12 protein-coding genes and 1 pseudogene are annotated in these 13,817 nt (G+C 64.3%); 10 read left to right on the top strand and 3 right to left on the bottom strand.

Annotated features, from left to right (window positions below):
• Positions 1-227: 227 nt before the first annotated feature.
• The 10 genes and pseudogenes from QMG28_RS08900 to QMG28_RS20960 all read left to right on the top strand — a co-directional run.
• On the top strand, positions 228-608 hold the full coding sequence (locus QMG28_RS08900; protein WP_281841877.1) for a hypothetical protein: 381 nt from the start codon (positions 228-230) through the stop codon (positions 606-608).
• 80 nt (positions 609-688) lie between these two features.
• Entirely contained in the window at positions 689-2,833 is a 2,145-nt protein-coding gene (locus tag QMG28_RS08905) for a NosR/NirI family protein (protein ID WP_281842043.1), read from the top strand.
• 12 nt (positions 2,834-2,845) lie between these two features.
• Positions 2,846-4,792, top strand: a complete 1,947-nt coding sequence (nosZ, locus tag QMG28_RS08910; RefSeq protein WP_281841878.1) for a TAT-dependent nitrous-oxide reductase — start codon at positions 2,846-2,848, stop codon at positions 4,790-4,792.
• The gene (locus tag QMG28_RS08915; protein WP_281841879.1) at positions 4,789-6,117 is read left to right on the top strand and encodes a nitrous oxide reductase family maturation protein NosD; all 1,329 of its coding nucleotides are present in this window, start codon (positions 4,789-4,791) and stop codon (positions 6,115-6,117) included. Before nosZ ends, QMG28_RS08915 begins: the two co-directional genes overlap by 4 nt.
• Positions 6,086-6,976 carry an ABC transporter ATP-binding protein gene (locus QMG28_RS08920; protein WP_281841880.1) on the top strand — a complete coding sequence of 297 codons (891 nt, stop codon included), beginning with the start codon at positions 6,086-6,088 and terminating at the stop codon, positions 6,974-6,976. The genes QMG28_RS08915 and QMG28_RS08920 overlap by 32 nt, the downstream gene beginning before the upstream one ends.
• Positions 6,976-7,803: an ABC transporter permease gene (locus QMG28_RS08925; RefSeq protein ID WP_281841881.1), complete on the top strand. Its 828-nt coding sequence runs from the start codon at positions 6,976-6,978 to the stop codon at positions 7,801-7,803. The genes QMG28_RS08920 and QMG28_RS08925 overlap by 1 nt, the downstream gene beginning before the upstream one ends.
• Positions 7,800-8,336: a nitrous oxide reductase accessory protein NosL gene (locus QMG28_RS08930; protein WP_281841882.1), complete on the top strand. Its 537-nt coding sequence runs from the start codon at positions 7,800-7,802 to the stop codon at positions 8,334-8,336. The genes QMG28_RS08925 and QMG28_RS08930 overlap by 4 nt, the downstream gene beginning before the upstream one ends.
• Positions 8,337-8,345: 9 nt before the next feature.
• Complete coding sequence (locus QMG28_RS08935) at positions 8,346-9,254, top strand: FAD:protein FMN transferase (protein WP_281841883.1); 909 nt, start codon at positions 8,346-8,348, stop codon at positions 9,252-9,254.
• Positions 9,255-9,273: 19 nt separating this feature from the next.
• Positions 9,274-9,684 (top strand): c-type cytochrome, encoded by a 411-nt coding sequence (locus QMG28_RS08940; RefSeq protein WP_281841884.1) that lies wholly within the window; start codon positions 9,274-9,276, stop codon positions 9,682-9,684.
• Positions 9,685-9,915: 231 nt separating this feature from the next.
• A pseudogene (locus tag QMG28_RS20960) lies at positions 9,916-10,296 on the top strand (transposase); the annotation flags it as partial.
• A gap of 13 nt (positions 10,297-10,309) precedes the next feature.
• Here the strand turns inward: QMG28_RS20960 and QMG28_RS08945 are convergent.
• From QMG28_RS08945 to cobA, 3 genes are read right to left on the bottom strand one after another with little or no spacing between them, the layout of a single operon-like run.
• Positions 10,310-11,536, bottom strand: coding sequence for an MFS transporter (locus tag QMG28_RS08945; RefSeq protein ID WP_281841885.1), 1,227 nt, complete (start codon positions 11,534-11,536; stop codon positions 10,310-10,312).
• The gene (locus QMG28_RS08950; protein ID WP_281841886.1) at positions 11,533-12,837 is read right to left on the bottom strand and encodes a cobyrinic acid a,c-diamide synthase CobB; all 1,305 of its coding nucleotides are present in this window, start codon (positions 12,835-12,837) and stop codon (positions 11,533-11,535) included. The genes QMG28_RS08945 and QMG28_RS08950 overlap by 4 nt, the downstream gene beginning before the upstream one ends.
• Positions 12,834-13,676, bottom strand: a complete 843-nt coding sequence (cobA, locus tag QMG28_RS08955) for a uroporphyrinogen-III C-methyltransferase (protein WP_281841887.1) — start codon at positions 13,674-13,676, stop codon at positions 12,834-12,836. The genes QMG28_RS08950 and cobA overlap by 4 nt, the downstream gene beginning before the upstream one ends.
• Positions 13,677-13,817: the final 141 nt, after the last annotated feature.

Consider the following 13,817-nt stretch of genomic DNA (forward strand, 5'->3'; position numbering starts at 1 on the left):
CCGGTGCCAAGTCTCCCCCACCATCCTCAAGAGCGGAATGGCGCTTCGCATAAGACAACGATCTGTGCCGGGGTTGGTCAGGTGAGGGGCAGAGAACTCAAGAGCGGACCGGGCAATGAATTCATACATTGTTTTATATTTTTCAGTGCTTTCTTTATAATTCGGTCAACGCGTTCCTTTGACATGAATCAATGACGGAGCCGGGTGGCACACATAGGTCTGTTCTCATGAGTACCGCGAACAAAGCCTTTCTGGTCATGACGCTCGTGGCGAATTTGATCGCCGCGCTCGTTTTTGCCGGCTATGCCGAAACCGCGCACGCATTGACTGCGGCGGGTTCGCGGACAATTGTCATTTGCGGCACGGCAGGCGAGGCTGAGACGATCACCCTCGACCGGAACGGCGATCGGGTGGAAAACCCCGTCGCCGATTGTGTCCATTGTGCCGACTGCACGCTCGTTTCCGTGTTTATCGATCCGTCCAACCCTGAGCCGTGTCTGAGGCAGGCCGGCTTGCGGGCTGGTTCTGTCGTGACCGGTGAAGCCCCCGAGCTCACCCGACCGGTCGAACATCCGTCACGCGGACCCCCAAGCCAGAAAGTCGTGTAATCATGCAGGCCATCGCCAAAGCCGTTTTGCGGCCCCGTCAGCTTAAACTTGTTCAGGCCTGGTTCGTGCTTGTTCTCGCCATGTTGGTTTCGACCACGGCGCAGGCGCAAACGAATTCAAGCGTGCTGGCGCAATTCCTTCCCGAAATCGAACCCGCCACGCTGGTCGAAGGAGCCGATGCCTTCGGCCCGATCCGTGAGGATGTGCCGGTCGCGCCTGTCCTGTCTGGTGGCGTAGCGATCGGCCATGTGTTCGTCACATCGGATTTCGTGGGCACGACAGGCTATTCCGGCAAGCCGATCCACACGATGGTTGCGGTCGACGACGATGCCGTCATCCTGGGAGTCGATCTGGTCAAGCACTCCGAGCCCATCGTTCTGATCGGTATCCCCGATTCGAAGATCAAGAAGCTCGCCTCGGACTATCGCGGCCTGTCTCTGGCAGAGGAAGCCGCCGCGGGTGGTTCGGGTCATGATCTGGAGATAATTTCGGGCGCGACCGTCACGATCATGGTGATCGACGACTCGATCATCCGTTCCGGGCTGAAAGTCGCGCGGGCGCTGGGGCTTGGCGGGTTGACGGCAGAGGTCGACACCGGCCCGCGCTATGAAATCAAGGAAGATGCCGAAGCACCCGATAGCTGGATGGTGATGGAGGGCGACGGAACCGTGCGCCGCCTGTCTCTGGACGTGGGCCAGGTCAATGCCTCCTTCGCCGCTATGGGCGATCCGCGCGCGGAAAAATACGCGCTGACCGAAGCACCGGAGACGACCTTCATCGACATGCAGATGGCGTTGGTGTCCGTGCCTGCCATCGGCCGCGCGGTGCTGGGCGAGGCCGATTACGGCAACCTGCAGGATTGGCTGGAGCCGGGAGAGCACGCCATCGCCGTGGTCGGGCGCGGGCTCTATTCCTTCAAGGGGTCGGGTTATGTGCGTGGCGGCATCTTCGACCGGATCGTTCTTATTCAGGACGACGTGTCGGTGCGTTTCCGTGACCGTGGCCATCGCCGCATGGGAGTAATTCCGCTTGACGATGTGCCTGAGTTCACTGAGCGCGACCTGTTCAAGATCCCCGCCGACAGTGGGTTCGATCCGACCAAACCCTTCCGCCTGCAACTTCTGGTGCAGCGCGAAGTGGCGGCGATCGAAAAGATCTTTACCACCTACGACCTCGGCTATCAGCTTCCGCAGGCCTACATGACCCGCATCGCGACGGCGGCGGAAACCGCGCCCGTCACCGCGGCGGACGAGGGTGAAAGCGCTGCGCAGGCGGCGCTGTGGAAGAAGATCTGGGAAGACAAAACGCTGGAGATCGCAGTGCTCGGTGCGATGCTTGTGGTCCTGACGCTCGCCTTCTTCTTCCAGATGCAGCTGACGCGGTCGGAGCGGGCGGTGAAGATCTTCCGCTACAGCTTTCTGACGATCACGCTCGTGTTCCTCGGCTGGTATGCCAACGCTCAGCTTTCGGTGGTGAACCTGATGGCGCTGTTCGGCGCGTTGACCACCAACTTCAGCTGGCAGGCGTTCCTGCTCGATCCTCTGACCTTCATCCTGTGGTTCGCGGTCGCTGCCGCGATCCTGTTCTGGGGCAGGGGGGCCTATTGCGGGTGGCTGTGCCCCTTTGGTGCGTTGCAGGAACTGAGCAACCACATCGCGCGGGCGCTCAAGGTGCCGCAGATAACGCTGCCTTGGGGCCTGCACGAACGATTGTGGCCTCTTAAATACGTGATATTTCTTGGTCTTTTTGGTGTCTCTCTGGCTTCGATCGAGCAGGCCGAGCATCTGGCGGAAGTCGAGCCGTTCAAAACTGCCATCATTCTGAACTTCGTACGTGCCTGGCCTTTTGTGGCCTATGCCGCAGCGCTTCTGATCGCCGGTCTCTTCGTCGAGCGGTTCTACTGCCGTTATCTCTGCCCGCTGGGGGCCGCGCTCGCGATCCCTGCGCGGCTGAGAATGTTCGACTGGCTCAAGCGCTACAAGGAATGTGGCTCGCCCTGTCAGACCTGTGCCAACGAATGCATGGTTCAGGCGATTCATCCAACTGGAGAAATCAACCCCAACGAATGCCTGAACTGCATGCATTGTCAGGTTCTCTACCAGTCCGAAACCAAATGCCCCGTGGTCATCAAGAAGCTCAAACGCAAGGGCTCAACCTCGGACCCGACCGCGTTTCTCAAGAAGAGGGACGGGTTGGAAAATCACCCCAATCTTCAGAAAAACTAAGAGGAGACAGATATGTCTGATACAGAGAAAACAGAACTGAGCCGGCGCGGTTTTCTGGGCGCATCGGCAACCGGGGCGGCCATGATGGGCGCAGGCGGAACCCGCCTCGGCCTGCTGGGCGGTGCGGCAGCGATCACCGCAGCCGCCACGACCCCGCGTGCGGCATTCGCACAGACCGACCACGCGAGCCCGGCGCCGGGTGAGCTGGACGAATATTACGGCTTCTGGTCCTCGGGCCAGACCGGCGAGATGCGCATTCTGGGCGTGCCGTCGATGCGCGAACTGATGCGGGTGCCGGTGTTCAACCGCTGCTCTGCCACCGGTTGGGGCCAGACCAACGAGTCGCTAAAGATCCTCACGCAGGACATGCTGCCGGAGACCAGGGAATACCTCGCCGCCCAAGGCAAGAAGATCCACGACAACGGCGACCTCCACCACGTCCACATGTCCTTTACCGAGGGCAAATACGATGGCCGTTACCTGTTCATGAATGACAAGGCCAACACCCGCGTGGCCCGCGTGCGCTGCGACGTGATGAAGGCGGACAAGATCATCGACATCCCGAACGCCAAGGCGATTCACGGTCTGCGTCCGCAGAAATGGCCGCGCACCAACTATGTCTTCGCCAACGGCGAGGATGAGGTGCCGATGGTCAATGACGGCTCCGTGCTGGACGATCCGTCGCAATATGTGAACTTCTTCAGCGCCGTGAATGCGGACGAGATGAAGGTCGCGTGGCAGGTCATGGTGTCGGGCAACCTCGACAACACCGATTGCGACTATGACGGCAAATACGCTTTCTCGACCTCCTACAACTCGGAAATGGGCATGAACCTCGCCGAGATGATGGAAGCCGAGATGGACCATGTGGTCATTTTCAACATTGCCGAGATCGAGAAAGCGCTTGAGAGCGGCGACTACATCGAGCTGAACGGCGTGCCGGTGATCGACGGTCGTAAGGGCCAGAACAAGAACTACACCCGTTACGTGCCGATCCCGAACAGCCCGCACGGCATCAACATGGCTCCCGACAAAATCCACCTCTGCGTGGCCGGGAAACTGTCGCCGACGGTTTCGGTGCTCGACGTGCGCAAGTTCGACGCGCTGTTCGAGGATGACAGCGTCGACCCGCGGTCGGTCGTCGTGGCCGAGCCGGAACTGGGCCTTGGGCCGCTTCACACTTGCTTCGACGGCAAAGGAAACGCCTTCACGACGCTGTTCCTCGACAGTCAGGTGGTGATGTGGAACATCGAAGATGCGGTCAAGCTCTATAACGGCGAGGACGTGGACCCGATTCTGAACAAGCAGGACGTGCACTATCAGCCTGGTCACAACTCGACTACCATGGGCGAGACGCTGGAGGCGGACGGCAAGTGGTATCTGTCAATGAACAAGTTTTCGAAGGACCGGTTCTTGAACACCGGCCCGCTGAAACCCGAGAACGAGCAGCTCTTTGCCATTGACGGCACCGACATGACGCTGATCCACGACGGGCCGACCTTTGCCGAACCGCACGACTCGATCCTCGTGCACCGCTCCAAGGTGAATCCCAAGAACGTCTGGGACCGCAACGATCCGATGTGGGCCGATGCGCGCGCGCAGGCGGAGGCCGACGGCGTCGATCTGGACGACTGGCAGGACACGGTGATCCGCGACGGCAACAAGGTGCGGGTCTACATGACCAGCCAGGCGCCGCAATTCTCGTTGGAGCAGTTCACGGTCAAGCAGGGTGACGAAGTGACGGTCTACGTGACCAACCTCGACGACATCGACGACCTGACCCACGGCTTCTGCCTGAACAACCACGGGGTGGCGATGGAAGTCGCACCGCAGGCCACGGCCTCGGTCACTTTCACCGCGTCGAAACCGGGCGTCTACTGGTATTATTGCCAGTGGTTCTGCCACGCGCTGCACATGGAAATGCGCGGCCGGATGCTCGTGGAACCGTCGGGCGCATGACCCGCTTCATCTCCCTCCTTGCCGCGCTCATTCTGAGCGCGGCGCCGGCACTGGCCGAGCGCGTGACCATCGCGCCTGGCCCCGGCGCGCTCGCCGCGGCAATCGCGGCGGCGGCGGAGGGGGATGAGATCATACTGTCGCCGGGCCGTTACGATGGCCCGGTGACGATCGACAAGACACTGACGCTCAGCGGCGAGGATGGCGCCGTGATTGACGGGAACGGCACCTTGTCGGTGGTTCTCGTCGACGCGCCCGACGTGGTGGTGCGCGGCCTGCATCTGACCAACTCGGGGCGGGTGCACGAACCCATCGACGCGGGCGTGAAGCTGACCCGGAACGCACGTGGCGCAAGAGTTCTGGACAATGTGTTGACGGAGAATCTCGTCGGCATCGACATTCACGGTGCCCGCAACGCGCTGGTCCAGGGCAACCGGATCGAGGGGCTGCGGCTGCGGCGCATGAACGATCGGGGCAACGGCATCTACGTCTGGAACGCGCCGGGCGCCGAGGTGATCGGCAATGATGTGCGCTATGGGCGGGACGGGATTTTCTCGAACGTGTCCAAGAGCAACGTGTTCCGCGACAACCTGTTCCGAGATCTGCGTTTTGCGGTGCACTACATGTATACCAACGACAGCGTGATCGAAGGCAATATCTCGATCGGCAACCACCTTGGATTCGCGCTGATGTACTCCGACCGGATCGTGGCTAAGAGCAACATTTCGATCAACGACCGCGATCACGGCGTCATGCTGAACTACACCAAGCAGTCGGATGTGTTCGCGAACCTCGTCACGGGCGGCACCGGGAAGTGTACCTTCGTCTATAACTCGCACCAGAACCTGATCGCGGAAAACAGCTTTATCGGCTGCGATATCGGTGTGCATTTCACAGCGGGTTCGGAGCGGAACACAATCACCGGAAACGCTTTTATCGGCAACAGGACGCAGGTAAAATACGTGGGCACCACCGATGTTGAGTGGAGCCATGAGGGACGCGGGAATTACTGGTCCGATCACCCGGCCTTCGATCTGGACGGGGATAGCCGGGCAGACAGTTCCTACCGCCCCAACGACCTGATGGACCACATCTTGTGGTCCCAGCCCGCCGCCAAGCTGCTTCTCGGTACGCCCGCCGTGCAACTCGTGCGCTGGAGCCAGTCGCAGTTTCCGGCCGCGCGCACGGGGGGGGTCGTTGACAGCCATCCGCTCATCACAGCGCCCACGCGCGAGGTGCCCGAGACCGTTCAACATATGGCACAGGCGACACCGCTCTGGGCCCGGGGAGAGACCTATGACGATTCTGACCCTCTCGAAGCTCACTAAGCGCTACGCGGGCACGACGGTGCTGAGCGAGGTGTCGCTCGATATCGCGGCCGGTGAGCGTGTGGCGCTCCTGGGCCACAACGGCGCGGGCAAATCGACGCTGATGAAGCTGGTGTTGGGCCTGATCCGCGCGGACGGGGGCCGGATCGAGGTTGCTGGCCACGCGCCGGGGTCGGCGGTGGCGCGGGCGCTGACCGCCTATCTGCCCGAAAGCGCGGCGTTTCATCCCGCAATCACCGGGCGTGAACAGCTGCGCTACTATCTGCGGTTGCGCGGTCAGCCGGTGAAGCAGGCCGACGAGCTTCTGGAAAAGGTCGGGCTGGCGGATGCCGCCGCCTGTCGGATCGGCACCTATTCCAAGGGGATGCGGCAGCGCGTCGGGCTGGCGCAAGCGCTCATCGGCTCGCCGCGCCTGATGGTGCTGGACGAGCCGACCTCGGGTCTCGACCCCGTATCGCGGCGTGAATTCTATGCGCTGCTTGACGAATTGGCGGCGAAAGGAACGGCGATCCTGCTGTCGTCCCATGCACTTTCGGAGCTGGAGGCGCGGACGGACCGCATGGTGGTCCTCGCCAGAGGCAAGCAGGTGGCGCAGGGCACATTGGCCGATCTGCGACACGATGCGGCGCTGCCACTTACCATCACGATCACACCCAAGGCGGGACTGGAGGATCTGATTGCAGAGGTCTTCCCCGGCGCGCTGGTGTTGGAAGATCGCGTAACCTTCACATGTGCGCCCGACGAAAAGCTCGCCGTGCTCGAACGGATCGCGGCGCAACGGGACCATATAGAGGATTACGACGTGCACGCCGCGACGCTCGACGATCTCTATTCCCACATTTCCACGAGGGCCGCGTGATGCTGACCCGTATCCTCGCCACCGCCGCGCTCGAATTTGCGATCGCCCGGCGAAACCGCTGGGTGATCGTCTCGGTCGCCATGATGATGCTCTTCGCGCTGGTGCTCGCCTTCGCGGGCTCGGCCCCTGCCGGACAAATGGCAGCGGACCCGCTGTCGGTGACGGTGGCAAGTCTGATCTCGCTGGCCGTGTACCTTGTCCCGCTGATCGCGCTTCTGATCTCCTTCGATGCGATTGCCGGGGAAAGCGAACGTGGCACGCTGGCCTTGTCCCTCACCTATCCGCTGGCGCGGACCGAACTGCTTCTGGGCAAGCTCATAGCGCAACTAGGTGTGGTCACCATCGCCGTCATCGCGGGCTATGCCGTCGCAGCGGTGGTCGCCTTCGCCACCAGCGGGGGCGATGCGGCGGAGGGGTTGCCGGCGCTCTGGCGACTGGTCTGGACCTCGGTCCTGCTGGGGGCCGCTTTCCTGTCGCTGGGTCACGCCGTGTCGTGCCTGTCCCGTCGCCCGTCAGGCGCGGCGGCGATGGCAATCGGGCTCTGGCTCGTCATGATCGTGCTCTACGATCTGGGGCTGCTCGCCGCCGTCGTCGCCAACGATGGCGGGGCGTTTACCACGGATGTCTTCCCGTGGGCGCTGGTCGCGAACCCTGCGGATGCCTTCCGCATCTTCAACCTCGCTGCCTCCGGCGCAGTCGATGCCGCGTCGGGAGTGTCGGGGGCCGCGTCCTCCATCGCCCCATGGAAGCCGCTGGCCGCAATCCTGATCTGGCCACTTCTCGCTGCGACGCTCGCGCGACTTTCGTTTCAAAGGGTGACACCATGAGAAAGCTCGTTCTGTTCCCGCTGCTGATCCTCGCGGCCTGTAAGGAAGAGGTGGCGAATCTGCCCGAACCTGTCGAAATGACGGAAGAGGCGCTCGGATATTACTGCCAGATGGCGCTGGTCGAACATGACGGGCCGAAAGGGCAGGCCCATCTGGACGGGATGCCCGCGCCGATCTTCTTCAGTCAGGTGCGCGACGTGATCGCCTATCTGCATATGCCCGAGCAGAACCACGCGGTTCAGGTGGCGTATGTTCAGGATATGACCGGTTCCACCTGGGAGACACCCGGTGCGTGGATACCGGCACAGAATGCGTTTTATGTGGCGGGGTCCGATGCGGTGGGAGGCATGGGGGCGGCGGAATTCGTACCGTTCTCCGATCGGGTCGCGGCGGAGGCCTTCGTGCACGAGCGTGGGGGGCGAATCATGGCTTTCGACGAGATCCGGCCCGAGGATGTTCTGGGTGACACCGCGCCTGTGGAAGATAGTAGCGCAGGCGACATCAATGCCCGCCTCAGGGCGCTGGGGCAGTAGGAGAACGACATGCAGATCAACAGACGCAGATTCATCAGCTTCGTCTCGGCTGCCTGCCTGACCGGTGTGGCCAGCCCGGTTGCCGCCTTCCGCTGGCAGGGCGTGGCGCTCGGCGCCAGGGCGCAGATCGTACTGGACCATCCTGAGGCCGAGGCGATCACGCGCGGGGCCAAGGCCGAGATCGACCGACTCGAGGGGATATTCAGCCTCTATCGCGCAAACAGCGAAATCATGCGCCTGAACCGAGACGGATGGCTTGACACGCCCTCGTTCGAGATGCTCGAATGTCTTGTATTGGCGCGGCGGGTATACGGAGCGACCGGCGGTCGCTTCGATCCGACAGTGCAGCCGCTCTGGCGGGTGCTGGCCGAGGCAGGCGCACGCGGTTCGGCGCCGGACCGGCACGCGATCGACGTGGCGCGTTCGCTGATCGGCTTTGACCGGGTGAAAATCGACACAGGGCGCATCACGCTTGGAACCGGGCAGGCGCTGACGCTGAACGGAATTGCGCAGGGTTTTATCGCCGACAAGGTCGCGGACCTCATGCGCGCCCGCGGAGTCGAGGACGTACTGATCGACACGGGCGAGATCGTGGCGCTCGGGAACGGGCCGGAGAGGGCAGGATGGCCGGTGACGATCTTTGGTGAAGATCGCGCGCGGCTATGGCAGGGGCGGGCGCTGGCCAGTTCCGCAACACTCGGCACGGTCATGGACGCCGATGGGCGGCAGGGCCATATCCTGTCCCCGGATGGCATGGCTACATTGCCGGCCCAGGTTACGGTAAGCGCACCGAGCGCGGGGCTTGCTGACGCTCTTTCAACCGCATTGTGCCTCGTTCCGGACGCGCAGACCGCTACGAAGCTCTTGAGTTTGGTCAAAGAAGTCCGGCTCGAACGGTTTATCCAGACATCAACGTAATCCAAAATAGGAACACATCATGAAGAAGATCATCTTTTCTGCCATTGGGGCGGTGACCCTTGCTGCACCGGCCGTTGCCGCCGACCCGACAGCGGGCGAAGCCGATTTCAAACGCTGCAAGGCCTGCCACGCGATCACTGCCGAAGATGGGACGAACATTGTGAAAGGTGGCAAAACCGGCCCCGATCTGTTTGGTGTCATCGGTCGCCCGGTCGGCTCGGTCGAGGGTTTCCGCTATGGCGGCGGGCTGGAAGCCGCGCATGAGGCGGGGCTGATCTGGGACGAAGAAAACCTGGCCGTCTATATTACCGATCCCAGTGCCTGGCTCAAAGAGGTTCTGGCCGATCCCGGGGCCAAGTCGAATATGACCTACAAGCACAAGAAGGGGGCGGAAGACATCGCGGCCTATCTGGCCTCGCTTGGCTCCTGACGACCATCTACGAGAGAGAGCAGGCTCATTGCCGGTGTGGCGCGACCTTCAAGGGGTCGCGCCATATTTCTTGGCGGGCTGGTCCGGAGGTGGGCGAGATCGCGCAAATTCCGGGCAAATATCGGGAAGGGGATCGGCTCAGCCATCAAAACCAGGCGGATTTCAATCTCGGTGGCACCAGGGTGTGGCTATCGGCCGGTTGCCCGCCTTTGCGGCGCAGCCTGATCATGTGTGTTCATTGATGAAACCGCAGTGAAAACCAACCTGACCCGCCTGCGCGGAAGGGCCAGGCGAGGCCAACGCCCGACCATGGATATGCCCTTTGGCCGTTGCTGGACACAGACCCTGATCGCGGGCGTGACGCAAGATGCAGTGATCGCACCGTGGTTCATCAGGGGCGCGATGGATGGACCGGCCTTTGCCACTACATCCGCAAAGCTCCTGTCCCACAGATCGGGTCGGCCAATATCGTCGTCCCCGACAAGCTGGCTGCTTACCACGGATAGGGAGGCTGCACAGGACCTGAACGATCACGGTTGCCGGTTCCGCTGCCTGCCGCTTTACCCTCCCGATCTGAACGCCGTCGAGCAAGCATTCTCGAAGCTGACAGCACGCCTTCGCCGCCTCAGCTCTCCTCCTCCTGCGGGCGCATCACCAGCCAGATCAGCGCAGCGCCAGCCAGTGCGAGGAAGGGCACCATCGTCAGGTTCACCGCCATCCAGCCATCCTGCGCGGTGCCGCCGGTGCAGTTCATCAGCCCGCCGGAGCCGAGCGAAGCCAGCGTCACGCCGCCGAAGACCAGCATGTCGTTCACGCCCTGGATGCGGCCGCGCTCGTAGCTTTCATGCGCGCCCGCGAGCATCGTCGTTGCGCCGATGAAGCCGAAATTCCAGCCGATCCCGAGCAGGATCAGCGCGAGGAAGAAATTCTCGATCTCCACGCCCATCAGCGCCACCACGCCGGCCAGCGCCACGATCACCAGCCCCAGCGACGAGATGTTGCGCGCGCCGAACCGGGCGATCATGTGGCCGGTGAAGAAGCTGGGAACATACATCGCCAGCACATGCGCGGTGACGATATCGGCGGCGGTCGAGGTCTCGAAGCCGCAGCCGACCACGGCGAGCGGGGTCGAGGTCATCACCAGGTTCATCAGCGCGTAGGAGACCATGGCGATGATGATCGCCACGGCGATGGTCGGGGTTTTCAGAAGCTCCAGCGTCGAGCGCCCGGCGGGGTGGCCCGCCTCGGCCTGCGCTTCGGGCTTCGGAATGTCGACAAAGGAAAAGATGATCGCCCCGAACAGGTTGAGCACGATCACCGCGAGGTAACTGCCGAGAAAGGGCACGATGGTAGCCTCTGCGGTGAATTTGACGATCTGCGGCCCGACGATGGCCGAGGCCAGCCCGCCCGCCATCACGTAGGAGATCGCCTTGGGGCGGAACGCGTCCGATGCTGTATCGGCGGCGGCGAAGCGGAAGAAGCCCTGCGCCGACTGGTAGAAGCCGGTGAAGAAGGCGCCCACGAGGAACAGCCCGAAGCTCGATTGCGTCAGCGCATAGGCCCCGATCACCGCGCCGAGCGTGCCGCCTGCGGCCCCAAGCCAGAAGCCCGCGCGCCGCCCGTAGCGGCCCATGAACCAGCTCATCGGGTTGGCGATCAGCGTGTTGGCCAGCACCGTCAGGCTGATCGGCAGCGTTGCCCAGCAGGGGTTTGTCGCCAATGACATGCCCGCCAGCCCGGCGATGGTGAAGATGATCGGCATCTGTGCCCCGACAACGGCCTGGGCGAGCACGAGCACGGCCACGTTGCGCTTGGCGCGGCGGTCGTCGATATGGGTGTGGTGCGTGGTCATCCGGCTGTGCTACCCGCCCGGCGCGGCGAAGGAAAGCCCCGGTCGATCAGGTGCGCGAAGGAGCCGCAGGCCGTGCCGTTCACCAGCCCCATCGGCCCGAGTGCTTTGCCCTCCGCATCGCTTGCGGTGAAAAGCGGATTGCCCTCGGCGCGCAGGGTGGTGGCATAGTGGAATTCATGCGCCAGCCAGGCGCCGGGGAAGGGGCCGGTGCTGGCCTCGACATGGCGATAGCCGAGGTGCAATTTGCGCGCGGCGAAGCTGGTTTCCAGCGCGAGCAGCCCCAGCATGTCATGCCGGATGCCGTCCGCGTCGGTCAGCGCCTCGCCCAGCACCATGTAGCCGCCGCATTCGCCGTAGATGGGGCAGGTGGCGGCGCGCATCCCGGCCTTGAAGGTGGTCGCGGCGGCGAGGGTGGCGGCGTGCAGTTCGGGGTAGCCGCCGGGCAGGAAGATGAAATCCGCCTCCGGCGCGGGCGCCTCGTCGGCGAGCGGCGAGAAGGGCAGGATATCGGCCCCGCTTGCGCGCCAGTCGTCGAGGATATGCGGATAGGCGAAGGCGAAGGCGCGGTCCTGCGCCACGGCGATGCGCTGGCCGGGCGGGGTGAGGCGCTGGGGCGTGCCGGGCGCGGGCAGGGGGGCGGCCAGCGCCGCGAGCGCGCCGAGATCCAAAGCCGCCGCCACCTCGTCGGCCACATGGTCGAGCCAGCGATCGAGATCGGGCCGTTCGCCTGCCTGCACCAGCCCGAGATGGCGCGAGGGGTGTTCCATCCCCGTGGTGCGGTGCAGCGCGCCGAGCACCGGCAGGCCAAGCGGGGCGAGGGCGGCGCGCAGCATCGCCTCATGGCGCGGCGAGCCGACCTTGTTGAGGATCACGCCGGCGACGTGCACGCCTGGGTCATGGGCCACGAACCCCGCCACCAGCGGGGCGACGCTCTGCGCCATATGGGCGGCATCGACCACCAGCACCACCGGCAGGCCGAACAGCCGGGCGAGATCGGCGGTCGCCCCCGTGCCCGCAGGCGGCGCGCCGTCGAACAGCCCCATCGCGCCCTCAATCAGCAAAAGCCCGTCACCCGCCGCCAGCGCGCTGAGCCGTTCCGGCCCCATCGCCCAGGCATCGAGATTGGGGCAGGGCTGACCACAGGCGGCCTCGTGAAAGCGCGGGTCGATATAGTCTGGCCCGGATTTCGCGCCGCGCACCGGAATGCCCTGCCGGGCGAGTGCGCGCAGCAGCCCCAGCGTGAGCGTGGTCTTGCCGCTGCCCGAGCCAGGCGCGGCGAGGATCAGCCCGCGCCCGCTCACCGCTCGGCAGGCCCCAGCCCGAGCGGGTCGGTGTTGCGCAAAGGCTCCCCGGTGGCGAGGGCTTGCCAGTCCAGCGCCTGGCGCATCAGCGCGGCCTCGCCGATGCAGACAATCGCCGGGGCGCCGATATTCGCGGCCTCGGCCTCGGCGGCGGCGCGGGCGAGGGTGGTTTCCAGCACGCGCTGCTCCGGGGTCGAGGCGCTCTGGACGATGGCCACGGGGGTATCGCCGCCGCGCCCCGCCGCGATCAGTTTGCCGGCGATCTCGCCCAGATTGCGCATCCCCATATAGATCACGATCACGCCCGAGCCGCGCGCGATTGCCTGCCAGTCGAGCGCCGGGGCGCGGCCTTTCGGGTCATGCCCGGTGACGAAGGTGAGCGAGGCGTTGATATCGCGGTGGGTGACGGGGATGCCGGCATAGGCCAGCCCGCCGATCCCGGCGCTGATCCCCGGCACGATGCGGAACGGAACGCCATGCTGCGCCAGTGTCTGCGCCTCCTCGCCGCCGCGCCCGAAGACGAAGGGATCGCCCCCTTTCAGCCGCAGCACCCGCTTGCCGGCGCGCGCAAGCTCGACCAGTTCCAGCGAGATATCGCGCTGGCTCGGCGAGGCTGTGCCGCCGCGCTTGCCCATGTCGATGCGGGTGGCGGCGGGATTGGCCCAGTCGAGGATCGCCGGGGCGACGAGCGCGTCGTGCACGATCACCTCGGCCTGCCTGAGCGCATTGAGCGCATGGAGCGTGAGAAGGCCGGGATCGCCGGGGCCTGCGCCGGTGAGCCAGACCCAGCCGGGCAGCATCTCGGGCCAGTCGCCCGGGGGGAGGTGAGTCGCTGTCATGTCGGGATTTATGGCGCGGGTGGGAGCGAGGGGCCAGCCCCGTCGCGCCGGAGGCGCGCCTGGAACGGGGCGAGGGGCGCTGCCCCGTCGCGCCGGAGGCGCGCATGGAAAGGGGCGAGGGGCCGGCCCCTCGCGCTCCCC

The sequence above is a fragment of the Sinisalibacter aestuarii genome (assembly GCF_027923545.1).
Classification (GTDB): domain Bacteria; phylum Pseudomonadota; class Alphaproteobacteria; order Rhodobacterales; family Rhodobacteraceae; genus Sinisalibacter; species Sinisalibacter aestuarii.